Annotated in this window: 22 protein-coding genes and 4 pseudogenes; 9 read left to right on the forward strand and 17 right to left on the reverse strand. The window is 56.6% G+C overall.

Annotated elements, in window-relative coordinates:
• The 4 genes from repA (at position 1) to EYD00_RS23305 (ending at position 4,465) form a co-directional block, all read left to right on the forward strand.
• The gene (gene repA / locus EYD00_RS23290) at positions 1–1,224 is read left to right on the forward strand and encodes a plasmid partitioning protein RepA (protein ID WP_051674229.1); all 1,224 of its coding nucleotides are present in this window, start codon (positions 1–3) and stop codon (positions 1,222–1,224) included.
• On the forward strand, positions 1,221–2,246 hold the full coding sequence (repB, locus tag EYD00_RS23295) for a plasmid partitioning protein RepB (protein WP_034499240.1): 1,026 nt from the start codon (positions 1,221–1,223) through the stop codon (positions 2,244–2,246). The genes repA and repB overlap by 4 nt, the downstream gene beginning before the upstream one ends.
• A 196-nt stretch (positions 2,247–2,442) precedes the next feature.
• The gene (gene repC, locus EYD00_RS23300; RefSeq protein ID WP_034499242.1) at positions 2,443–3,657 is read left to right on the forward strand and encodes a plasmid replication protein RepC; all 1,215 of its coding nucleotides are present in this window, start codon (positions 2,443–2,445) and stop codon (positions 3,655–3,657) included.
• A 607-nt stretch (positions 3,658–4,264) separates the two neighbouring features.
• Positions 4,265–4,465, forward strand: coding sequence for a hypothetical protein (locus tag EYD00_RS23305; protein WP_034499244.1), 201 nt, complete (start codon positions 4,265–4,267; stop codon positions 4,463–4,465).
• Between the two features lie 105 nt (positions 4,466–4,570).
• Here the strand turns inward: EYD00_RS23305 and EYD00_RS23310 are convergent, their stop codons facing one another.
• The 9 genes from EYD00_RS23310 to EYD00_RS23350 all read right to left on the reverse strand — a co-directional run bounded on the left by EYD00_RS23310 (position 4,571) and on the right by EYD00_RS23350 (position 10,504).
• Complete coding sequence (locus tag EYD00_RS23310) at positions 4,571–5,128, reverse strand: hypothetical protein (RefSeq protein ID WP_131258940.1); 558 nt, start codon at positions 5,126–5,128, stop codon at positions 4,571–4,573.
• Positions 5,125–5,580 (reverse strand): hypothetical protein, encoded by a 456-nt coding sequence (locus EYD00_RS23315; protein ID WP_107341555.1) that lies wholly within the window; start codon positions 5,578–5,580, stop codon positions 5,125–5,127. Before EYD00_RS23315 ends, EYD00_RS23310 begins: the two co-directional genes overlap by 4 nt.
• 224 nt (positions 5,581–5,804) lie before the next feature.
• Complete coding sequence (gene arsK / locus EYD00_RS23320) at positions 5,805–7,010, reverse strand: arsenite efflux MFS transporter ArsK (protein WP_034499249.1); 1,206 nt, start codon at positions 7,008–7,010, stop codon at positions 5,805–5,807.
• The gene (gene arsH / locus EYD00_RS23325; RefSeq protein WP_034499250.1) at positions 7,007–7,732 is read right to left on the reverse strand and encodes an arsenical resistance protein ArsH; all 726 of its coding nucleotides are present in this window, start codon (positions 7,730–7,732) and stop codon (positions 7,007–7,009) included. Before arsH ends, arsK begins: the two co-directional genes overlap by 4 nt.
• Complete coding sequence (arsC, locus tag EYD00_RS23330; protein ID WP_022557054.1) at positions 7,707–8,129, reverse strand: arsenate reductase (glutaredoxin); 423 nt, start codon at positions 8,127–8,129, stop codon at positions 7,707–7,709. The genes arsH and arsC overlap by 26 nt, the downstream gene beginning before the upstream one ends.
• A gap of 5 nt (positions 8,130–8,134) precedes the next feature.
• The gene (arsB, locus tag EYD00_RS23335; protein WP_022557055.1) at positions 8,135–9,175 is read right to left on the reverse strand and encodes an ACR3 family arsenite efflux transporter; all 1,041 of its coding nucleotides are present in this window, start codon (positions 9,173–9,175) and stop codon (positions 8,135–8,137) included.
• On the reverse strand, positions 9,151–9,624 hold the full coding sequence (locus EYD00_RS23340; RefSeq protein WP_286084905.1) for a GNAT family N-acetyltransferase: 474 nt from the start codon (positions 9,622–9,624) through the stop codon (positions 9,151–9,153). Before EYD00_RS23340 ends, arsB begins: the two co-directional genes overlap by 25 nt.
• Positions 9,621–10,151 carry an arsenate reductase ArsC gene (locus EYD00_RS23345; protein ID WP_034499253.1) on the reverse strand — a complete coding sequence of 177 codons (531 nt, stop codon included), beginning with the start codon at positions 10,149–10,151 and terminating at the stop codon, positions 9,621–9,623. Before EYD00_RS23345 ends, EYD00_RS23340 begins: the two co-directional genes overlap by 4 nt.
• Positions 10,148–10,504, reverse strand: coding sequence for an ArsR/SmtB family transcription factor (locus tag EYD00_RS23350; RefSeq protein ID WP_022557058.1), 357 nt, complete (start codon positions 10,502–10,504; stop codon positions 10,148–10,150). The genes EYD00_RS23345 and EYD00_RS23350 overlap by 4 nt, the downstream gene beginning before the upstream one ends.
• A gap of 41 nt (positions 10,505–10,545) precedes the next feature.
• Between EYD00_RS23350 and EYD00_RS23355 the strand changes: the two genes are divergently transcribed.
• The 3 genes and pseudogenes from EYD00_RS23355 to EYD00_RS23365 all read left to right on the forward strand — a co-directional run bounded on the left by EYD00_RS23355 (position 10,546) and on the right by EYD00_RS23365 (position 12,576).
• Positions 10,546–11,067 (forward strand): DUF6428 family protein, encoded by a 522-nt coding sequence (locus EYD00_RS23355; RefSeq protein ID WP_034499255.1) that lies wholly within the window; start codon positions 10,546–10,548, stop codon positions 11,065–11,067.
• 221 nt (positions 11,068–11,288) lie between these two features.
• A pseudogene (locus EYD00_RS26455) lies at positions 11,289–11,348 on the forward strand (DUF7673 family protein); the annotation flags it as partial.
• A 138-nt stretch (positions 11,349–11,486) separates the two neighbouring features.
• Positions 11,487–12,576: pseudogene (locus EYD00_RS23365) on the forward strand (site-specific integrase).
• 75 nt (positions 12,577–12,651) lie between these two features.
• Here the strand turns inward: EYD00_RS23365 and EYD00_RS23370 are convergent.
• From EYD00_RS23370 to EYD00_RS23400, 7 genes and pseudogenes are all read right to left on the reverse strand, one after another.
• Positions 12,652–13,065 carry a PIN domain-containing protein gene (locus EYD00_RS23370; protein WP_034499257.1) on the reverse strand — a complete coding sequence of 138 codons (414 nt, stop codon included), beginning with the start codon at positions 13,063–13,065 and terminating at the stop codon, positions 12,652–12,654.
• A complete protein-coding gene (locus EYD00_RS23375) occupies positions 13,062–13,310 on the reverse strand; it encodes a type II toxin-antitoxin system VapB family antitoxin (protein WP_034499259.1) in 249 nt (82 codons plus the stop codon). The genes EYD00_RS23370 and EYD00_RS23375 overlap by 4 nt, the downstream gene beginning before the upstream one ends.
• A gap of 1,043 nt (positions 13,311–14,353) precedes the next feature.
• A complete protein-coding gene (locus tag EYD00_RS23380) occupies positions 14,354–14,884 on the reverse strand; it encodes an isocitrate lyase/phosphoenolpyruvate mutase family protein (protein WP_051674232.1) in 531 nt (176 codons plus the stop codon).
• Positions 14,802–14,999, reverse strand: a pseudogene (locus EYD00_RS23385) (helix-turn-helix domain-containing protein); the annotation flags it as partial. The gene EYD00_RS23380 and the pseudogene EYD00_RS23385, both read right to left, overlap by 83 nt.
• 67 nt (positions 15,000–15,066) lie before the next feature.
• Positions 15,067–15,138: pseudogene (locus EYD00_RS26235) on the reverse strand (type II toxin-antitoxin system VapC family toxin); the annotation flags it as partial.
• 952 nt (positions 15,139–16,090) lie between these two features.
• On the reverse strand, positions 16,091–16,612 hold the full coding sequence (locus EYD00_RS23395) for an AAA family ATPase (RefSeq protein ID WP_051674234.1): 522 nt from the start codon (positions 16,610–16,612) through the stop codon (positions 16,091–16,093).
• A 113-nt stretch (positions 16,613–16,725) separates the two neighbouring features.
• Positions 16,726–17,871 carry a tyrosine-type recombinase/integrase gene (locus EYD00_RS23400; RefSeq protein ID WP_034499261.1) on the reverse strand — a complete coding sequence of 382 codons (1,146 nt, stop codon included), beginning with the start codon at positions 17,869–17,871 and terminating at the stop codon, positions 16,726–16,728.
• Between the two features lie 201 nt (positions 17,872–18,072).
• On the opposite strand from EYD00_RS23400, the gene EYD00_RS23405 reads away from it, so the two are divergent.
• Entirely contained in the window at positions 18,073–19,212 is a 1,140-nt protein-coding gene (locus EYD00_RS23405) for an RHE_PE00001 family protein (RefSeq protein WP_131258944.1), read from the forward strand.
• A 106-nt stretch (positions 19,213–19,318) separates the two neighbouring features.
• Positions 19,319–22,939, forward strand: a complete 3,621-nt coding sequence (locus tag EYD00_RS23410) for a YobI family P-loop NTPase (RefSeq protein ID WP_502685805.1) — start codon at positions 19,319–19,321, stop codon at positions 22,937–22,939.
• Between the two features lie 52 nt (positions 22,940–22,991).
• Here EYD00_RS23410 and EYD00_RS26240 read toward each other — a convergent pair whose 3' ends face one another.
• Entirely contained in the window at positions 22,992–23,462 is a 471-nt protein-coding gene (locus EYD00_RS26240; RefSeq protein ID WP_286084915.1) for an NUDIX hydrolase, read from the reverse strand.
• Positions 23,463–23,494 lie beyond the last annotated feature (32 nt).

Raw genomic sequence — 23,494 nt, forward strand, 5'->3', positions numbered from 1 at the left:
ATGGCGATAGCGAATAAGATCGAAGCGGCGATTGTGCAGAAGGAAGATGCGGGCGGAAAGATAGCACGTCACGCAAGCCTTTTGTCGCAGCAATTGCAGGAACTGCGAACACGCATGTATCCGCCTAAGTCAGAAAAAAGCCTGCGCCCCTTCCTGACCAACGAAGTATCCAAACTGACGTCCATTCCTGATTCTACCCTGAAACTTCTTTCGAGTGAGGGGCGCGGTCCTGTTCCCGGACGGCTGGAAAACAATCATCGCGTCTACACCCTGGCCCAGATCAACGAATTGCGGGAGCTTTTCGCAAGCCAGAAGCCTGCCGATGCATTGAGATTCTTGCCCCGGCGCCGCGAGGGTGAACACCTTCAGGTGGTGGCAATCGCCAACTTCAAGGGTGGCAGCGCCAAGACCACGACCTGCGTCCACCTTGCGCACTATCTCGCCTTGCAGGGCTATCGTGTCCTCGCACTGGACCTCGATCCGCAGGCGTCACTTTCCGCTCTCTTCGGCGCCCAGCCTGAATTTGACGTCGGCGCCAATGAGACCATCTATGCGGCGTTGCGCTATGACAATGCAGAGCGTCGTCCGATCCGCGACATCATTCGCAAAACATATTTCGACGGCATCGACCTGATACCGGGCAACCTCGAGGTCATGGAATATGAGCACGAGACGCCCAGGGTTCTGGCGCAGAAATCCGGCTCAGGGGCAATTTTCTTCGAGCGCTTGAAACTGGCATTGGCCGAGGTGGATCAGGACTACGACGTCGTGATTCTCGATACCCCTCCTTCCCTTGGGTTCCTCACCCTCAGCGCGATCTACGCCGCCACCAGCATGATCATCACCGTCCATCCGGCAATGCTTGACGTGGCTTCGATGAGCCAGTTCCTGTTGATGATGGGAGACCTGATCAGCGTGCTGAACGAAAGCGGCGCACAACTCGATCAGGATTTCATTCGCTATCTGGTTACCCGCCACGATCCGAACGACGCGCCGCAGTCGCAGGTAGTTGCGATGATGCGTCATCTGTTTGGCACGGATGTCCTCCTGCCGACCTTGATCGAGAGCACGGCTGTGGAGGCAGCGGGGCTTGCGAAGCGCTCCATCTATGAACTCGAAATGGGCCAAATCGGTCGTGACACGCATAAACGTGCTCGCGAGGCGGTTGACGCCGTGAACGAAGCGATCGTGAAACTCATCAACACAAGTTGGGGGCGTACATGACGAGCAAGTCGCGCAAATCGATTGTGGCAAACTTCGGTTTGCTTTCTGCCGAGTTGGAAAACCGGCTCTCGACTGAGAACCCGACCCCCGCTCCCCAGCCCGTGCCAACTGCGCGAGTGGGCGCAGGCGTGATCGGTGCGGCGCATCGGGCGATCGACGACATCAAATCTGAACGCGACCGCCTGAAGGCGCTGGTCGAAGCCGGCGGAGGCACGATCCGCGAACTCGATCCCTTAAGTATCGACCCCTCGCCCTTTCCTGATCGTCTTCCTGACGATGATGCGGCCGATTTCGAGGCGTTCCGGAACTCGATACGGTCCGAAGGCCAGAAGGTTCCCATACAGGTCCGCAAATCACCTTCGTCTCCCGACCGCTATCAGGTGATCTACGGCCACCGCCGGCTCCAGGCAGCCAGAGACCTTGGAATTCCGGTCAAGGCGATCGAGGTCGAGATTTCCGACATCGAACTTGCTATCGCACAGGGTATTGAAAATGCTGATCGCCAGGATCTGACCTGGATCGAGCGCGCCCTCTTCGCCCGCCGCATGGATGATGCTGGTGTAAAGCCTCGGGATATCAAGGCTGCGCTGTCTATCGATGACCCCGAACTCGCTCGCATGCGGTCCGTCTACCGTGTCGTCCCGACCGAAATCATCGAAGCAATCGGGCGGGCGGGCAAGGTCGGTCGCCCGAGGTGGGCCGACTTTGCAAAGAACTATTCCGAAAGGCCGGATCTCCACGATGCATTGAGGAATGTTTTATCCGGCAGCGCCGAAAAGCGCCTGGGATCGGACCAGAAGTTTCTTGCAGCATTCAATGCTCTCAAACCTGAGGCCCCCCAGAAGGACACTGGAAAGTCCATTGCTGGACCCGCAGGCGAGCAACTGGGCAGGCTTGTTCGCACCGCGAACGAGGTTCGTATTTCAGCGCACACAGCGTCAGCGAAGGAATTCCTGAGCTTTATTGAATCGGAATTGCCGACGCTGGCTGAGCGCTTCAGTCGTGAGAAGTCTAAGAACTGATCGAAGCCGCAAGCGGATTTCGACGCGAATTCAGGAAGGAAAGCGCGCAAAAGAAAAAGGCCCCCGAAACGTTGCCGTCATGGAAGCCCTTCTCGTTGTGTGAGAGCTTGAGAATCGCATTTCCATGAATCCTAGTCAAGAGTCTTTGGCACCGTTTTGGTGAGGGTTTTTCTTTTGCCTTTTGAGAGGCGAGGACATGGAAGGTGGACAAGTAACGACGCCCTTTGGGCGGCGACAGGTTACCCTTGCGCTTGTGAGGCGGCAAATTGCCACGAGCAGGATCGAGGAAGGTAAATCGGCAAACAAGTGGAAGGTTTTTCGCGACGCATCTGAAGCTCGAGAGGTGCTTGGTCTGCAGGATCGCAGCCTCGCGGTTCTCGATGCGCTTTTGAGCTTCTATCCGGAGAACGAACTGCGCCAAGACGCGCAGCTCGTCGTCTTTCCCTCGAACATTCAGCTGTCAATTCGTGCCCATGGCATTGCAGGCGCGACCTTGCGCCGGCATCTTGCGGCCCTCGTTGATGCCGGCTTGATTATCCGCAAGGATAGCGCCAACGGGAAACGCTACGCGAGAAAAGGCGACGATGGCTCGATCGAGCACGCGTACGGATTCGACATATCACCTCTTCTTATGAGAGCTGAGGAGCTTGCGTGCCTCGCACAGCAGGTTGCTGCCGATCGGATCGCCTTTAGACAGGCAAAGGAAAATCTGACGATCTGCCGGCGGGATATCCGCAAGCTGATCGCTGCAGCTGTTGAAGAAGGGGCAGCAGGCGATTGGGACGGAATAGAGGAGCGCTATATCGCGATCGTGGGAGAAATTCCGCGCAATCCCACCTTGGCTGAACTCAAGGACCTCGGTCTCAGGATGAGCCGTCTACGTGAGGATATCGTCAAACTCCTGAATTCTGAAGATTTTTCGTCGAAAATGAACGCCAATGATGTTCATATTGAGCGTCACATACAGAATTCAAATACCAACCCTCCTAATGAACTTGAACCTAGCTCTCGAAACGAGCAGGGAGCGAAGCCGAGTGAGGACGGGCAGCCCCAGCATGTGCCGATCAAGGCTTTCCCAATCGGACTTGTGCTGCGGGCCTGCCCCGAAATTTCAAACTATGGGCCCGATGGTCAAATTCGGAACTGGCGTGAACTCATGACAGCCGCAGTGGTCGTCAGATCCATGCTTGGGGTCAGCCCGTCTGCATATCAGGAAGCCTGCGAGGCAATGGGCCCAGAGAACGCGGCGGTGACGATTGCCTGCATTTTGGAGCGCGGTGGTCACATTAATTCACCGGGCGGATATCTCAGAGATTTGACAAGCAAGGCTAAGCGAGGCGAATTTTCACTTGGTCCGGTCCTAATGGCTCTGCTGCGTGCCGGGGGCCACAACGTCAAAGCCACTGGGTAATGTTGAGGCAACATAAGTGCGGGGGGAACAAAAATTGTTCCTCCAGGCAAGCTGAAGCCAAACGGACCGTGAATTCTAGGCGGAGCGCAGGTTACTGTGCGAATACCCTCGGTCGAGGAGACACTGGTGGCTGTACTGAGCCAGAATCGCAGGTGAGAATTGACGCGTAGGATCGTAGTTGGGGGACCAGCACATAGTGCCAAGTTCTGTCGCGGACTAGAATGCATCGATGCTAACCACGGTGGGGCGATCGCGGACACCCATGAATTTCAGTTCGTCGATACAAGGCGTGCTCGGATGTCGTGCCGTCATTGGTTTCAACATGACCGAAATCTGCTCCCAGCCCCGACCCTCGTCGCCTATCCCTGCGGGGACTCAGCCTGGCAATGTCACGTCGGCAGGCGGCCGGGCGCTGCTTGGTGACCCGTAGCTGTTCTCGTTTTCTAGGCGCTGGGCGGCAAGAGCCTCGATCTAGGCCGACCGTGCCAGACGCTTGTTTGGCCCCCTGTTGCGACGTCGGAGATCGGGAAGTTTTGCGTAAACCAAAATCTTCCCATTGGCGCGAACCTGCCGTCTCCTCTGGTGCAAGCCTTCGAGAAGACAGAGCATGATGGACAAAGTGCGGGCGACACAGCGCTTACGATTTACCGACAGTTTCCTCGCTTCCAGCGACCGTGCAGGTATCGCTGGCGACAGGCTTTCATTCGCACCTAACTTGAACGAGATATCCCGCTTCTCGGGCCGAGTGTTCCCCTGCGCCATGCTCATCCGGTACGACCTGCGCTCGCCGCGCTTGCTGCGCCAATGAACTGCACCTTCACCCGACAGAATCGTCAATGTCGCTCCCGAGGGGGGTAGCGCGTCGAAAGAACGAGCCGTTCAACGCAGGTCAGCATGAGGATTGATAACAGGCTCATGAAGCCCACCAGTTCAATATCAGAAATGGGCGCGGGGCATCGGGGGTGGATACGAATATGTCACCGCGGCCGCAATGGTCACCGCAACGCATTCCCAAATAGCGAATTTGTACGGTGCGAACTGGTTTTCCGTTGTCGGTGAATACTGCCGCTATCCCGTTCTCGATCAGCTCGAGCACCAGGTACGTCCAGTCGACCCCGGCATTTCCATCGGCTCTTCCTACACAATCGCTTAAACGAGCCGTCGGTTTGAGCGCTTCAAGCAGCTCTTCTGCGCGCTTACCCCGAATTTTTCCGAGCCGGTCAGCTTCGCTCCGCGGCTGACGCGGAGACGAGTTGGCGAGAGTCTCAAGATCCGCGTGCGATAGCGCCACTGAAATTAGACCGAATGAGGCCTCGGCGCACGGAGCGGGCGTGGCCTCCAACAAGCGAATCGTTTGAGTTCGATCGACATCCCCGCCAGGCATGGGCCTTCCGGATTCTGCCGAAGTTGATCCAAGACTGCCGATGAGCAAAGCAAGAACACCAAAATTCGTTTTGCTGGCTGAAATCATAGTGTTTCGGGTAGCCGAGGAAATTCAGCCGATGTCACCATGACCGAAAAATTGTGCTTGAAATCGTGGTCTCCAACGTATGTTCGTGCGATCTTGCCAAACCACGTGATCTTGAAACGATTGGAATTGCCGATCCGGTCGAATTTGATTTTGTGCTTGGCAACCGTATCATGGCCGAGCAGGTATATCTGAAACGCGAAATCATTCCGGTCTGTTATCGTTTCCGGGCTGGGGTCAATAAGCAGTTCGAGGCCGTCGAGAAACTCCGGCGTATATTCATCCTTGGAGCAGATTCTAATCCGCCCATTGTGCCAGTCATCCGACGACAATACGCAGGATTGATAGTTTTCCCAAGAGTAAGGTGCGTCCCAGTCGCTGGCGTAGTTCGAACTATCCTTTATATCACGCTCTGAATTGTAATTTGCCGTCTCGAGATGAATGTCGAACCACACTTCTCCGTCGATCTCTTTTGCTGACCATAAAGCTCTTTGATTGGATGTCCCTCTGGCCAGGGATTACCTTCGAAGTAGATCCTGTTTGATTCCATATATGTTTCTCCTCTTTCAATCAGGCGTGACTTGAGAAAATTCAGTCAGTCGCTTCGGGAGAACCCGAGAGACCACGGCGGCAAGTGGCGCGACTACGATGGCGAAACCCTTGCCGCCAACGCCTCGCGCTATCCGGAGGTGAGAACGGTCCGGGTGGCCCGCTGCAACGGGAAGATCAGTCCGAACATGACGATCGCTGCGCCGCCAAGTATGGCTACGACTATTAGAGAGACGGGGATGCTGAAATTCGCCATCGCGGACGCCATCACGAACGGCGCCAAGGCCGACAGCACCAGCTTGGACGCCATGGTCTTTCCCTGCAGCTTGCCATAGCCATCACTGCCGAACAGGTACAGAGGTAGAGTGCCGGCGACGATGCTCAGCAGGCCGTTGCCCATGCCGAAAATCACCGCAAACACCATGGCGCCGGGTACCGACGGGGCGAGCGCCAACAGGATCAGAGTGCCGCCGGGAATCAGGACGGCCGCGACAATCGCCAGAGAAAGCGCCGGCAAGTTCTTGCCGAACACCATGTTGATGAGGCGGCTGGCAACCTGGGATGGGCCGAAGAGCGTACCGACCAGGGCGGCCGTGGTGCCGAGTCCGAGACCGGAGAGCAACGGCACCATATGCACCAATACAGCCGCGCTGGAGAGCGACAGCAGCGAAAACGCCGTGACCATCAGTGCGAAGCCAGCGCGGCGTTGTTCTGGTGGCAGTATTCCTTCAACCCGCTGCGGCGGAGCTTTGGTCGTCGACCGGCGCGCGGTAACGCCGTGCGAAAGCCAGGCGTGGATCGGCAGACATATGAACAGGTTCAGACCGGCATAAAGCAGATAAATATTTTGCCAGGAGATGTGCGCATGGAGAGCCGTCGTGATTGGCCAGAACATCGTGGAGGCGAAGCCGGCGAGCAGCGTCAGGTAGGTAATACTGCGCGAGGCCACATGCGGTCTGATCTGGACCAGGAGCGCGAACGCGGCGCCGTACTGCACCAGGTTGGCTGCCACCTGGATTGCGATAAGGGCAACGACGTAGGCCGACTTGCTTGTTGCAAAAGCGCAGGCTGCAAGGGCGACGGCGGCGATCGCCGATCCTATGGTCATGATCCGTCCGGCCCCAATGCGGTCGAACAAGCCGCCGAGCCAAGGCGCCGTCAGGCCGCCGATCAGGAGCGCAACCGATAGCGCTCCGAAGATCCATTCGGTCGACCAGGCAAAATCCGCGGCCATGTCGGGTGCTAGGATGCTGAAGCTGTAATAGAGGGTGCCGTAACCGATGTTCTGCGTGACACCGAGCGCGACAATAGCGGCGACGGGAGCGCGCTCGCTCATATGGATTTCAGGCTCACGCGCTGCTCCAGCTTTTCGGCTTCTTCTTTTCGCTCGCTGTAGCGATCGGTGAGGTAGGCAGAGACGTCACGGGTCAGGATCGTGAACTTCACCAGTTCCTCGCAGACGTCGACGACGCGATCATAATAGGAAGACGGCTTCATGCGGCCGTCGGTGTCGAACTCTTGGAAAGCCTTGGCCACCGACGACTGGTTCGGGATGGTGATCATCCGCATCCAGCGACCGAGGACCCGCAGCTGGTTGACCGCATTGAACGACTGCGAACCACCGGAAACCTGCATAACGGCCAGGGTCTTGCCCTGCGTCGGCCGCACCGAACCAACCGAAAGCGGGAGCCAGTCGATCTGCGCCTTCATGATACCGGTCATGGCGCCGTGGCGTTCCGGACTAATCCAGACTTGGCCTTCCGACCAGGCAGAAAGCTCACGCAGCTCCTGCACCTGTGGATGGCTCACCGGCGCCGCATCGGGAAGCGGCAGGCCCGCTGGATTGAAGATCCGAACCTCGCAGCCAAAATGTTCGAGCAGGCGCGCCGCCTCATTCGCCAGGAGCCGGCTATAAGATACGGCGCGCAGGGAACCATAGAGGATCAGAATGCGCGGCTTGTGCGATGATAATGGAGGACGCAGGGCGCCCAAATCTGGCTGACAAAGATGCGAGAGGGATGCGGCAGGAAGATCAGACAATGCGTTTGCCCTCCGCATCGAGGACCTGCTCACCATCTTCTTTGGTGAAGGCGCCCTTGTGGGTGTCGGGCAGAATGTCCAGCACCACTTCGGATGGTCGTGCCAAGCGCGTGCCAAGCGGCGTCACGACCAGAGGCCGGTTGATTAGAATCGGGTTTTTAAGCATCGCGTTGAGCAGCTGATCGTCGCTCAGCTCCGGATTGTCGAGGTTCAACTCCGCATAGGGCGTGCTCTTTTTACGGATGGCGCCGCGCACCGTCAGGCCGGCATCAGCGATCATCTGCACAAGCTGTGCGCGCGTCGGCGGGGTTTTCAGGTATTCGATCACCGTGGGCTCAATGCCGGCGTTGCGGATCATCTCAAGGGTGTTGCGCGACGTTCCGCAGGCGGGGTTGTGATATATTGTGACGTCCATGGTCGTCAGGCCCTTTCGATGGTGGAAGTGGAGGAGCGGACGGCGGCGCCGCGCTCGTACCAGCCCTTGCTGCGGTTGACGATCCAGACCACTGACAGCATGACCGGCACTTCGATCAGCACGCCTACGACGGTCGCCAGGGCTGCTCCGGAATCGAAACCGAACAGGCTGATGGCCGCTGCCACCGCCAGTTCAAAGAAGTTGGATGCGCCAATGAGAGCGGAAGGGCCTGCAACGCAGTGCTGCTCCCCACTCGCGCGGTTGAGAAGGTAGGCCAGGCCGGAGTTGAAATAGACCTGGATGAGGATCGGCACGGCCAACAGGGCGATCACGCCCGGCTGCGCGAAGATCTGCTCGCCTTGAAAGCCGAACAATAATATCAGGGTCGCCAGTAGAGCGACCAGGGATACCGGCTGCAACCTGGCAGCGAGACGGTTTACGTCGGTCAGCCGACGCAGGATTTGCGCCGAGATTACCGGCAGGACGATATAGAGCACGACCGACAGGATAAGAGTATTCCACGGGACCGTAATGGCCGAAAGGCCGAGTAGCAGCCCGACGATCGGTGCGAAGGCCAACACCATGATCACATCGTTTAACGCGACCTGGCTCAGCGTGAAATGCGGCTCGCCTTTGGTCAGGTTCGACCAGACGAACACCATGGCGGTGCAGGGCGCGGCCGCAAGGATAATCAGGCCAGCGATATAGGAATCGATCTGGCCTGCCGGCAGGTAAGGCCGGAACAGATAGCCGATAAACAGCCAGCCAAGCAGCGCCATCGAAAACGGTTTTAATGCCCAGTTGATGAACAGGGTAACGCCGATCCCTCGCCAGTGGCGGCCGACCTGCCCGAGGGACGCGAAATCGATCTTGAGCAGCATTGGGATGATCATCAGCCAGATCAGCACTGCCACTGGCAGGTTGACCTTCGCGACTTCGGCCGCGCCGATCGTCTGGAAGGCCCCGGGCGTAAGGTGGCCGAGGGTCACCCCGACGACGATGCAGGCGATGACCCACACCGTCAGATAGCGTTCAAACGTGGACATGATTTTACCCTTGGATAGTCTTGGCAAACAGGCCGGCGGAGGCCGGGAAAAGGCTTGCCGCCTGGCCTGTTTGCAAGATTGCGGCCGGCGCGCTTGTGCGATCGACCTTCACGAAGCCCAAAATAATCAAAGAATGCAGTGGCCGTTTCTGTCAGCAGGTAAAGGGTGGGGGCGCCATCGCGCGCTGCCTGGTCAAGCATCTGGCGTGAAATGGCTTCGCCATAACCGCGTTTGCGTTGGTCGGGCAGCACGACCACAGAGCGCAACAGCGCATAGTCTCCATAGGGCTCCAGCCCAGCGAAGCCGATAATCTGGGCCCGGTCCGCAAAGCGAAAGAAGGTGCGCCCGCTTTGCTCCAGATCGTCGATCGGAAGTCCCGCCGCCTGCAGTGCTGCCTGGAGGTCCTGATCGCGCCCGCTGGCCGACTGCTGATCCAAAAAGTCGCTCACGCGACGTCGCCCTTGCGGCTGGTGCTGCCTTCCATCGTGCCGATCGTGCGGAGCTGAGTTTCCAGCGCCAGGTTGTCGATCGACGCGAGGGGCAGATTCACAAACGCGGTGATGCGGTTCTTAAGGTAGCGGGCGGCTTGGGAGAAGGCCTGGCCCTTCTCAACCAGAGAACCTTCGACGGCTGCCGGATCTTCAACGCCCCAGTGGGCAGTCATCGGGTGGCCGATCCAGACCGGACAGGCTTCGCCAGCGGCATTGTCGCAGACCGTGAAGATGAAATCCATTTGCGGCGCGCCAGGCTCCGCGAAGACATCCCAGCTTTTTGAGCTGAACCCCGTCGCCTCGTATCCGAGGCTGCGGAGCGTATCCAAAGCAAGCGGATGGACCTCGCCCTTGGGCTGGCTGCCAGCGGAGAAAGCGCGGAATCGGCCCTTGCCTTCCCCATTCAAGATGGACTCGGCGAGGATCGAACGGGCCGAATTGCCGGTGCAGAGAAACAGGACGTTATAAACGCGATCAGCGGTCATTGTAGGTTCTCCTTTGCGGTTGGCGCGCAGCAGGCGGCGACCTCGGTGGCCGGTGCGCATATCTCCGGGTGCCCGGCGCAGCAGTCTTCCATCAGGAAGCGAACCAGCGCGCCCAGCCCATCGTAATTGGCGGTGTAGATAATCGAACGGGATTCCCGCTGCTGGTTGATCAGCCCGGCGCGTTCCAGCTCCTTCAGATGAAAAGACACGTTGGAGGGCGAGACCTCGGCCTTTTCGGCAATAGCACCGGCAGCCATTCCGTCCGGACCGGCTACCACCAGCATGCGGACAATATGCAGCCTTGTTTCCTGCGACAGTGCCGCAAATGACATCAGGGCTTGACGTTCTTCCATATTTCTACAATCCTTGAAGTATTGAAACAGGAGTAGCCGAAATGAACGCACTCGACAAGCCCTTTCTCGAAACGGATATCAGCCTTGGCCACCTGCTCGACACCCTCGACGGCGTCCGGGATCTGCCGTTGATCTTCTCCTACGACGGCCGCCCGGTGAAAGGTGGCTATCACGTGACCGAGGTGAAGGCGGGACAGTTCGCAGCACTCGACTGTGGCGCCGAGCACGAAGAATGGTCTGAAATCTTCGTACAGCTGTGGGACATCCACGAAGACGACCGCTCGCATATGCCGGCCGGCAAGTTCGCCGCCATCATCCGCAAGGTATCGGAGCATCTGCGGCTCGATGGATCGGCCAAGCTGACCTTCGAAGTCAGTGACGGCGTCCGCCCGATGCAGCTTTACTGTGCGGCGACCCCCGCCCTGCACAGCGGTGCGGTACATGTAGACCTGGTACCGCGGCCAGCGTGCTGTAAGCCGCGCGATCGATGGCTCGCCGAAGAAAATCGGAAGGCCTCGGCGTGCTCTGGCCCAACACAACAGACGGGCTCGTGCTGCTCCTGAGTCCGCCCAATAGGGTCAATCCGGCGATTTGGGAGAGCGCTTTGTTTCTTTGAATCAGCGAGTTAGAATCCGCTCGGTTAGGACAGCCGACACACTTAACCTGGGCCAAATCACGCTCTGCAAAGGCTTCAAAACATGGAAGATCGCGTCCGCTTCGCGCTGGAAAAGTTGCTCAACGTCCCCATGGCGATACCGGCCAGAGCCGGAGGGTCGCCAACTTCATTCTTACCTGGTGGAACGCAGACGTGCATGGCGACTTTAATCTCACATACCTGCCCGACGTCGATCGCGACGTCTGCGAAGACATGGTGACAGTCGTCACTTTTCTCGCGCGAAGAGGATCTTGTTTACCCCGAGGCTTACAAACCGGAGATCATTCAAATCATTCGCCGCTGGCGGCCGGACGTCGAGATCGATTGATGTCGAAACCGCGCAACCAAGCTTCCCTGTCTAACAGCGAGCGGCGCGCTGTCGAGCTCGACACGATCGCATCGGTGCTGCCAATCGAGCGCAGGGACGAACTCGCCGAACTTCTGACTGACCAGGATGTCGAAACGCTAAAACATCTGGTCAACCAGGGCATGGGCGACAACACGCTGCGGGCGCTGACCTCCGATCTGGCGTATATTGAAGCCTGGGGATTGGCGGCGACCAAAAAATCACTCCCCTGGCCGGCACCCGAGGCGCTGCTGCTGAAATTCGTCGCCCACCATTTGTGGGATCCGGAGAAGCGTGCCAGCGACCCCGACCACGGCATGCCTGATGACGTTGAGGCAAACCTCAGACGCCAGGGTTTCCTGAAATCCATCGGCCCGCCCCCGATACTCTGCGGCGCCAGCTTGCGGGTTGGTCGACCATGACCCAATGGCGCGGCTTATCCGGACCCTTCTCCTCCCCTGCCCTCAAACAGGCGATCCGGCCCGCGGTCCGCACCGTTCCACGAAAGCGTCGTCGAGAAAGCGCAAAAGCGGTCACGGGGGAAATCCTGCAAATGCTGCTCGCCAAGTGCGCAAGTGACAGCTTGCGTGACATCATGGACCGAGCGATTTTGATGGTCGCCTTTGCGTCAGATTGTCGCTGGCGCAGCGAGATCGCAGGCCTCCGCATGGTGCAACTGACCGAGGAAACACCGATCGAGGTGCCTGACAGCCCCCCCTGTCCTCTTTGGCAATTCATCTTGGGCGGACCAAAACGACGACCGGAGAGGACGACGAAGTCGTCTATCTCACAGGCCGGCCTGTCGAGGCATTGAATGCCTGGCTGACGGCCACCAGGATGGACATGGGAAGCGTGTTTCGGGGGATCGGAAGGTGGGGAACGGCCTCGCGCCGGGCGCTCGATCCGCAGTCGATCAACGCGATCCTTAAACATCGAGCGGAAATGGCGCGATTGGATCCCGGGGAGTTTTCTGCGCACGGTTTGCGGTCAGGATATTTGACGGAGGCCGCCGATCGGGGCATTCCGCTGCCTGAGGCGACGGAACAGTCGCGCCATCGATCAGTGCAATAGGCGTCCAGCTACTACAACAACGCGACAAGGCGAAGCGGGCGTGCGGCCCGATTGTTGTAGGATCCGATATCACTGTTAGAATTGCCAAGGCGAGATCAATTCGAGTCCTGTTGTTTCGAAATCTTCGAGGTCTCTGGTCGCCAACCGGCCACCATTGATCCGCGCTATCGCCGCGATCATGCCGTCCGGAGCCGACATCCTCCTCCCCTGCCGCGCAGCGTCTTCCATGATATCGCCATAGGCCAATGCTGCTTCTTCCGTAAAGGCAAACATCTTGTCGGAGAACCGGCGACGCCAACTGACAAGTCCCTCTTCCAAGCGATCTGCTCGCTGATCCGGCCTGATCTTTTGAATACCAAAAGCGACCTCAGCAACTGCAACCGTCGGCAATGCCAATTCGGCATCGTGGCGAACCAGCCATGCTATGACCGCAGAATCGGGAGCTTTCTTAAAAGTCTCAGACATCACGGTCGTGTCCAGAAAAATCAAAGCTCTACGCCTTTGTGACCGCGTCTGTTTTCATTGATGATACTGTCGAAATCTATATCCGTACCCGACTGCGATGAAAGACGGCTATAGAATTTCGCAGCGGGTTCACGTCCCGCCTCTCGAGCCTCATAGGATTCCAGCGCGCGCTCGACGATGTCGGCAATCGTGCGATTTTCTCGGCGGGCGAGCTTATGGGCAAGGTCGCGCGCTTTGGAACTGCGGACAGATAGTTGCGGGATTACCATTAAGTGCTCCTTCCTCTGGATCAAATTTAACTTAGAACGACATAGTCATGAAGATGGCATCTGCCATTTTGATGGCTATCCGGTGTTTCTGATTTGGTGGCCTGTGCCATCATGCACGGCCGTCCCGCGTGGAGACCGACACGTACCCTCCCCCGGACGCCATACGCTAAGTAATTTCGCCGTAGACGGCCACCAAAACACATTTCACGCTGGTTTTAACCAGACGGCCGTCCGACGTCGGATCTCGAGGGTCGCGAGCCTGCATTTAGGGCATAAAACACGCTTGCAACTGTTCAATTTCTCGCGCATTCCTTATCTGCACAAAGCACCGAAGATCGGGCGCGAAAATCATCAGTGCCTACAATGCCGCAGGCTATGTCGAGAAAAACGACACCAACCTATATACCCCCAACAATCTGACCGCCAATAAGGAGGGTGACGGACCGGTTCACGTGAAGTTTGGCGACTGCTCGGGCAAGACCGCTCATTGTATCCCGATTACCGCTAGTTGGAATTGCGCGAGAAGGCTCGTGGGCCGCAGCAGAAACTCTTGACGGCAGTTGGTCCTTCCCTGAAGCGGTTCCCGCACCTCATTCGCGGGCGAAGGTAGAACCGGCCTTTCCTGGCCGAAGGTATCGCCACGTTCAACATATTCCAGCGCAGTCCGATGGGTTGCAAATCTGCGTCCCCGCTACGCCCCTAATCCCAGCCTTTGCGGCCGCGCACGGTCTCCAGTGTACATCTGCGCAACTAACTGGTCTCCGCCCATCTGGCGTCGCTTGTCGCCTCTGGTGAGGCTGCGTTTGAATCATGTAGCGCGCCTGTAACTGACCAATTCGCCTCCGTTCTTTACAAAACACCTGAAGAACGCGTGCGAAAATCGTGGCAAGCAGCATCTGCCAATCAGTTCGCCCCAAAACGCCTTATCGACTACGCCACGCTTCTCCACCGACGACCAGGTCCATGAGGTGCAGATGGACTCAGTGGCTGCTGAGCACTAAAGGGCCAAGGGGATAATCTAATTTCCGGAACATCCTTCCAAGTTACAGAAGAGCGTTCGCTTCTTCTTCAACGGCAGAGATGAGAGCGATATATCGTGCCGGTCCTAAACCCATGCGGGCCACGCCGAACTCTCTTAACCTATGGACGTCCTGGCTGCTAGTTGTCATCACATCAACAGGCATTGTTGCCACGTCACAGACTCGGTGGATCAACGCATCATCTGTCAATCCAGGAACGAGAAAGCAGTCAGCGCCGGCCGCTGCATATCCTTTCTCGCGGACAAGCGCCTCCTCGACTAAATCAGCGTGTGCGGTTCCCTGATCGGTTTTTAGGAAGACGCCTGTCCGGGTATTGATGAAGGCTGAAACACCGGTAGAATCGGCTGAATGGCGAGCCGCGGGTATCCGAGCAGCCTGATCCTCAACACCATAGAGGCCGAGGCCATCCACGATCTGGTCCTCAAAATTGAAGCCGACAATGCCGAGTTCTAATAAGACGCGCGAAATCGGCGCAAAACGCACTGGTAGGTTCAAAGCTGGCCTCGTGTTGAGCCGAAACAAGTTTCCCGCCATCGGCCAGCGTCTCGAATCCTTGGCAGAGCCGCCGTTGACGCGCCATTTCAAGGAACGTCATTCCGAATTGACGTCTGAAGCTCCGCCGCACGGTTGAGGGGTCATAACCGCGTTCGATCACATGGTTTTCCATTGGCCAATGCCGCTTCTTCCATGAAGGCAAACATCTTGTTGGAGAACTAGCGACGCCACCTCACAAGTCCTTCTTCCAGACGATCTGCAAGCTGATCCGGTCTGATCTTTTGGATATCAAAGCGATCACACCAACCGCCTTCGCTATTATAGGGCATTCCCTGCCCTGCCAGCGCCCGAGGCGCTACTGCTGTGATTCTTTGCTCGACGCCTGTGGGATCTAGGAAGCCGCGCCAGGACCCCATTCACGGCAAGCCTGTTGAAATAGGCCCTGACGCACTCCGTTAGGATAATCCGGGCTATATTCTCCTAGGTCGGACACGAAAACCTTGTCAGCTGACAAGGTTTTTGCCACCGAAGTAATGCAATATTCGCGGTCGCTCGGTTTTCTGATGGTGTACCCGGGACGTGACTACCGCCGCAGACCCTTGTCAGCTGACAAGGTTCTAATCTAATCCTATGTGCACCGGTCCCTGAAAAAGTGGTACTTCGACAAGCCTGGAGCAGACTACCACTGCGAAACCTTGTCAGCCGGCAGCGCATTCTACTGAGGAAATGCGAAAAAATTCGCAGCCGCTCGGTTCTCTGACGGTGCACCACGGACACGACTTACGCCGTAAACCTTGTCAGCTGACAAGTTTCCACCATCCGGGTTGAACTCGTTCGTGACCGCGGGGGACTTCGGTACTGCGCTTTACACTAGAGTGCTGGCTCTGGAGGTTGCGGACGGTCCGCCAGGGGAGGAATGGTTGCTTTCAACGTTGCTACTCGGACCTATTCCCGGACAAGACCAGAGCTAATTTAAATTTCAAAGCAAGCGTCGGAACTGGCCATATAGCAAAGCCGCTTTTTGCGGAGGAGGAGAGGGGCGGGGCTCGTTGCATCGGCAACAAGCATCCCCGTATTTAGTAAAGCGCGTCAAAGCACCACCCAGAAGATCGAGCTGCGCGATGGCCGCAGAATGGGCTTCAGTGTTGTTGAATTCTTCCGTTTCCGTCGCTTGCGAATAGGATGTTGGAGGTCTTCACGCCCGCAAGTGGGTCCTGTTCCGCGGCCGGCCATTGGCGATGAGCCTCACGTCGCCCGCGCCGCGTCGTGAGGACCTCCGGTGTAGTCTCCATGGAGAAACTCCTTGTCCCTCGTCCATGGAACGTCGATCACAATCAGGCGAGTGCAGGCAACGTGGGGGCAGAACACCGGGTACGGTAAATCTCGACGTGACCAAAGCCTGTCGAGCGTGTGGTCCGGCACTTCTACCCCATCGACGGGTTGCATTCCAGGATAGGCAATGCGGCAAGCCAATGCTTCCCCGGATTGTTTGAGGTCGATCGAAGCGTAGCCAAGTAGCAGAAACTCGCCAGTTCGCCGTCCGGCAGGGCGATTGCGATCGATCAAGCCCCGCAGAATTTGGAATGCGTTTGGCAGGCGATGAACTTCGTCACGGATGACCAGCTTGTTACAAAGGCTTGCAAGATAGAGTTCTAGTTCCGCCAGTTTGGCCCAATCCGCCTCCGACTCCAGATCGAGATAAGTCGAGGGCCGGCTTTCGCCAATATTGCCTGCCGATGTCGCTTTACCGACCTGACGACGTCCCAACAGCGCCCCGCAGGGCTTTCGTTGACCATGTGTTGGAGTTCGGCTTCAATTCCTCGTTTAATCAGCCATGCGTTCATGGAGTTGTGTTCCGTGATTGCAAGGAGGAAAATCAATTATGTTAGGAGTCTGGTTGCCCGACCGCTTCTCCGCGTAGCATTGTTATAATAGCTCGAAGCCTGCTGCACCGATCGATGGCGCGACTGTTCCATTGCTTCGGGGAGGGGGATGCCGCGATTGGCGGCTTCCGTCAGATACCCTGACCGCAACCCGTGCGCCGAAAACTCCCCTGGCTCCAACCCTGCCATTTTGGCGCGCTGCTTGAGAATGGCATTGATCGACTGCGGGTCGAGCGCCCGCTTCGAAACTGTATTCCACCGGCCAATCCCCCGAAACACGCTGCCTTTTTCAATGCCTGCGACTGCCATCCAGGCATTAAGCGCCTCCACCGGCTGGCCCGTCAGGTAGACGATCTCATCTTGTTCGCCGGTGGTTGTTTTCGTCCGGCCGAGATGGATGGCGAGAGAGGGGAGGGGAGGGCTGTCGGGCACTTCGATCGGAGCCTCGACAGTCAGTTGCTCGACGTGCAATGAGGCAATCTCGCTGCGTCGGCGACCACCCGAGGCAAAGGCGACCATCAGTATCGCCCGATCGCGAACGTCGCGCAGGCTATCACTTGCGCACGTGGCTAGCAGCATTTGCAGGATGTCCCCTGTGACCGCTTTTGCGCTTTTTCGACGGCGCTTTCGGGGAACAGCACGAACTGCCAACCGGATCGCCTGTTTGAGGGCAGGGGAGGCGAAAGCGCCGTCAAGACCGCGCCATTTGGTGAGTGTCGACCAACTAGCCAGCCTGCGGCGCACCGTATCAGGCGCATGCGGGCCGATGGATTTCAGAAAACCCTGGCGCCTGAGATTCTCGTCGACATCGGCGGGCATGCCGTGGTTGGGGTCGCCTGCGCGCTTTTCCGGATCCCACAGATGATGGGCGACGAATTTGAGCAATAGGGCTTCAGGTGCCGGCCATGGTAGCGATTGTCCGGTCGAAGCCAGCCCCCAGGCCTCTAGATAAGTGAGATCGGATGTCAGTGCGCGCAGCGTATTGTCGCCCATGCCCTGGTTGACGAGGTGACGCAGCGTCTCGACGTCCTCATCGGTCAACAGTTCGGCGAGTTCGTCGCGGCGTTCCAGCGGCAACACCGATGCGATGGTGTCGAGTTCTTCGGCGCGGCGCTCGACGGCGGTCAGCGATGTTTTTGGCACGGGGTGCTCCAAAAGAATGCGCGTTCTGGCGGCCGTCAGGACCGGGATTTGCTACGATTTTCGGTGATTTGCGCCGCGAAATCAACTACCATCGATAAGAGATACTTATCGATGGTTATATCCTCAACCGTCGATCATAGCATGTGGCGAACTCTAATATTGATATAGAGTTCCTTTAAAAGATCATTTACCATAATAACAATGGCTTACGATCTCGCGAAAACTAGCATTTCGACTTTGATGCGACCGGCTTTCGACGCCGGTGTCGCGTTGGCGCGTCTCGACGAGCGCATTGCCCGCTCACCCGTCGGTCAGGGCTGGATTGAGCGGCAAAATTTCGCCGACGCCTGTGCCTCCCTCTGGATCGACGGCGAATTGGTGCACCTCCAAGACCTCGTCCTCCACGACGCCCTTCGCGATACCCGCACCCCGACCCACGAACTCACCATCGCCCGCGACGTGCTGCGAACCCGCCGGCGCATCGCTGCGCAGGCACCGGACTGGGCGCTGTCCGCAGAGGGTATCCGGACTTTGCGACAAACGTCGGACATCACTTCCGCCGGCACGGCCGAGGCTTCAGATCCGGCAGGTGTCGTTCGGCCCGCAGTCATGGCTAACGCGGAAGGGGAGGGGCGAGACAGCGACGAGGCCGAAGGGCTTCCCGGCGTCGATTATGCCGCCATCGATGCGGTGCTGGCCCGATCCGAAGCGGCGATTGAACAAGCAAGAAAGCCCGGTCGGGCTTCGGCCGATACTCGCGAACGAGACCCGCTCGTTTATGATCTCGACTGGGACGAGGATGCCCGGCTCGACGAATGGCGCGGCGTGTTGCGCCAGGCGCAAGATTTGCCGGCGGTGCTGCAGGCGATGGTCGCCCTCGATGCCTGGAACGAGTTGTCCGTGCTGCAGCATGCGCCCTGGCTCGGCCGGTTGTTTTGCGCCTCGATCCTGCGCCAGGCCGGCGTCACGTCAGGCGCCAATCTGGCCGCGATCAACCTCGGGCTCAAAACCATTTCCGTCGATCGGCGTCGTCATCGCGATCGCGAAACGCGCCTGCTCGCAATCGCCCACGGTTTTCTGGCGGCTGCCGAGATCGGCATGAAAGAACATGACCGGCTGACACTGGCGAAAACGATGATGGACCGAAAGCTCGATGGGCGGCGGACGTCTTCGAAACTGCCGGAGCTCGTGGAGTTGGTGATGGCAAAGCCGTTGGTGTCGGCGGGGATGGTGGCGAGGGCACTGGATTTGACGCCGCAGGCGGCGCGGCGGATTGTTTTGGAGCTGGGTCTCAGGGAGATGACCGGCAGGGGGAGGTTTCGGGCGTGGGGAATAGTTTAGCCGCCGAAGATCAGGGTCTGTGTACAACCTGAAATTTCATCTTTCCGAGGCATCCTCCACCAGCTACAAAACAAGAACAGTGGCTTTCTTACAATGGGTGCATCGAGTGAAAATCACATCGTTATTTAGATGGTGCTCGTCAGCGGTTTCACAAAAAGCCAAAGATATGCCATCTAAGTACGTGGATCTTGCTCCAACTGATGAGGCTGACGAGCACGGCATTTACGCGGATGCGTTGATGGTCGCGACCAGCAATCCGAATGTCTCCAACATTGCGCTGACTGGCCCCTACGGATCTGGAAAAAGCAGCATCATCAAAACTTTCCGTCGGAGGTATAAGAGACCAGTCCTTCAAATTTCGCTTGCCGCTTTTCTACCTGAGGCCGATGGGTCCGTAACGACCAACGAAAGCCAATCAACATCCCCTAAAAAAGGCAATGTCAGCAAGCAGGAGATCGAACGGAGCATTCTCCAGCAGATGCTCTACGGCGCGGATTCCAACAGTTTACCGCTTTCGCGTTTCAAACGCATCCAGACACCCAGATGGTGGTCAAAGTTCACGTCGCTGTTCATCATGGCTGGGCTGTTTTCCTGCTGGCACCTCTTTAGCAACCGGGAGGCCGTCCTGAGCGGTGAGTTTTTTAAGCCCGTCGCACGTGCAAATTGGCTTAATTTCGCAACGACCTCAGTTGGGTTTCTCTTTATCTGGCTTGCCTTCCACCAGATATACATAAAAAGTCTCGGCCTCTCTCTCAAAAGTATTTCTCTTAAAGATATTGAGATAACGCCCGAGACAGCGAAAGAAGAGTCGATTCTCAACAGGCACTTGGACGAGATCATATATTTCTTCCAAGCCACCAAATACGATCTGGTCATCATAGAGGATCTGGATCGGTTCAATAACCCTGAAATTTTCGTAACGCTTCGGGAAATCAACAGCCTGGTAAACGCTAACGCTGGAATTAAGCGACCAATCCGCTTCCTCTACGCCCTTCGCGATAATATGTTCGTAAACACGGATAGGACCAAGTTTTTCGAATTTATTGTTCCCGTTATTCCGATCATCAATAGCTCAAACTCCATCGACAAGGTGATCGAACAGGGGCAGCGACTGTCCTTGGATGAACGGCTGGACAGGCAGTTTCTTCGTGAGGTGTCCCGTTATCTAAGCGACCTGAGATTGATCCATAACATTTTTAATGAATACACCGTCTATGTTGCAAATTTGGAAACTGACGGCGAGAACATTCTCGACGCAAACAAACTACTTGCCATCCTGATATATAAGAATGTGCTGCCAAGCGATTTCGAGGACCTACATCGCGAGAAGGGAAAACTCGCGGAGATTCTTAGTCGTCATGATGCATATGTGACAAAAGCTGAAGCGCTATACAAAGCGCGGATTTCGCAACTGGAATATGAAATCAGCGACGCCGAGAAGCTTATACCGGGTGATCTGGAAGAACTTCGCAAGATTTATGCTATGGCTTTAATTGCGAAACTTCCGCAGGGCTTCACGTCGATCGTGACATCGAATGGTGAAATCGTCCCATTCCCCGGCCTGACAATGCATCCAGATTTCGAAGAGATCATCGAACAGGACCATATTGCTGCGTTGCAAGCATACTATAATAACCGCCAGATCGTTAACATCAAAGGATTTCAGAAAACGGTAAGTGAAGTCCTGACCTATAAAGACCGAAAGGCCATAATCGAGCGCAAGTCCGCCGAGTTTAGAGCTGCGGCGGCCAAGGATATCCAAGCACTCAGGTTCAAAATCGCCGCTCTACGCACAGCAAAATTCAACGAGCTGGTTCGCGCAAATTCGGAAGACGTCGAAGAGCTATTCGACGCCTTCGGAGACAATACCGACCTTGTAAGGTTTTTGGTGCTCGAAGGGTTTCTGGACGATACGTACTATCAGTATACTTCCTTGTTCCATCGCGGACGGCTTTCACCGTCAGACAATAAGTTTCTCATCCAGATCCGGAGCTTCAAGACTCCGGATCCTGAATTTCAGATCGATAACCCGACGGAAGTCATCGCGGCCATGCGTGACGATGATTTTCGCCAGAAATTCGTGTTGAACGTCACGTTGGTTGACTGCTTGTTTGGTAATTCTGGCCAATACCGAAGCCAAATCGCGAAGCTTATCGACTATGTCTCATCGAACCTTGATGAATGTGCACCCTTCTTTTCGGCATACTATCAAACGGGCCAGCGTAACAGCGAGTTCCTGACAACCCTCGTGAATCGATGGCCAGGGTTTGTAGCCGCCGCAGTTGCGGGTCCACAAAACGCGGTTCATGTTGCACGCTTGATCGCACATCTGCCTGCGAAAGTGCTTGAAACGCTAGCTCGTAAATCTACCGAAATCTCTGACTATTTGGCTTCGAATCTTGCTTCGGTTCTTGCTCTCCAAGTCGATTTCGAACCGAGCCGATTGGCCGCTTTTCAATTTGAGATCGAAGACCTTGGCAGCGTTGGCCCCTATCCGGCAGCCGTCCGGGTGTTGAGCGATCGCGGCCTTTACACGATCACCGCGGAGAACGTCGGTTTCATATTTCGCAACGTATTGGGATCCGGCGGTGCGGCGGACTTAGAGACCAAGCACTACTCAACCATTTTGCGGGCGCAATACGCTCCGTTGATCGACAAGGTCCATAGCGATTTTGATCGCTACCTCAAAGGCGTACTTCTCCGGCCCAGCAATTCGGAGGAGGATGTTTCGGTGATTCAAGATGTACTCAACCACGAAGAAATAGATCCGGAGTTTTTGGAGCAGTTCCTTGAACAGCAGGGAGCAAAGCTGCCGACGCTTGAGCGGGTCCCGGCCCGACTTCGATCCGCGGTATTCCGATTATCCAGAATCGAACCGTCTTGGGAAAATTGCTTAACTTATCTGTCGAGCGAAGAGTTCGATGCTCAAACACTTACTGTCTACCTGGAGAAAACCGAAGTCAGGTCGATATTGTCGCAGGTACCTGTCGGTGGGCAGAATGAAGCTCGTCCTCTTCGTCTCTTCCTCTTCAACAACGATGATTTCGACATCGATTCCTTTCGAGCCTATGTTCGTAGACTACCCAGGAAATTCGATCAGTTCTCCGAGACTGTTCGTGAGGAAAAGCTGCGTGTTCTCGTTGAAGAGGAGGCCGTCACCTTCTCTGAAAAAGCATTTTCATTTCTTGCTGGGAAGGAAGCGCTACAGGTTCAATTTGTGGCGAAGAATATCGACAGCTTCCTGACCAATGAAGACAAATATTCGGTAAACGATGATTTCCGTGAGAAACTCCTCGATTCCGCGATTGGCGATGAGCAGAAGCTCAAAGTCCTCGACAAAATGGACCTGACCGCACTAGGTGTCTCGGCACATCGTGCTTCACTCGTCGGCCATATTATACATCGCACAGACGCAAACGTGAGCAGCCTGCCAGCAGAAGCTGCCTTCGCCATGGTCATAAACCTTGAGCCCGTCGAGATCCAAGTCGCAATGCTCAATAGATGCCAAAAGCTGATGTCTGATGACCAGGTCAGAGCCGTAATCCAGCAGTTGCCGAAGCCATATTCGGAAATCGAGCCTGGCTGGAAACAGCCGACAATACCAAACACGCCAGAAAACCAGGAGCTTGTACGATGGCTGCAATCGCGCTCGATCATTTCATCGTCGAAGTTGACAGTCTCCTTCTTTTCCGATGCCGAAATCCGAATATTCAATTTCAGGAAATAGGGTGATGGCTGTTGCAGCCTGATAAGTTGACGTTTGAACCTGTTTAAATCAACTAGGCGGATTGGCCGTCATCACTTTCGACCAGAACCAGATCGTACCTCCCGATCGGTGGCAATCGATCGAGCATCTCTCCGCTGCCAAGGTCAAGGCGGGCCCGTGCTAGCGCGATGTCGATCGAGAAAAACCGGAACAGAATAGGTGCGCCGCCGCCGGACGGCATGGTCTCGAAGTGAGTCCAGGTCTCAGGAAGATCCTCTTCAAGCGGCAGATGGAAGTAGGTGCGGTGGAGATCATGATGCACCCCGTCTCGTTCGAAGGTGCGATGGCTGTCGCCTAGAAGCCGGAAACCTGTTCGATTCAACAATCCGGTTTCCTCGCCGAATTCACGACGGGCGGCATCGGTCACTTGTTCCCCCGGCTCGACCGTGCCTCCCGGTACTTGTATGGGAACTTCGGGAAAATCAGGCTCATCGAACACCAAGAGGCCGCGAGAGGTAGTGCCGTAAATCAAGGCCTTCTCCATCAAAGCGTTCCCTCTAGCCGATCTGTGTTCAT

Source organism: Agrobacterium sp. 33MFTa1.1 (assembly GCF_004328495.1).
In the GTDB taxonomy this organism is placed as follows: Bacteria; Pseudomonadota; Alphaproteobacteria; order Rhizobiales; family Rhizobiaceae; genus Agrobacterium; species Agrobacterium pusense.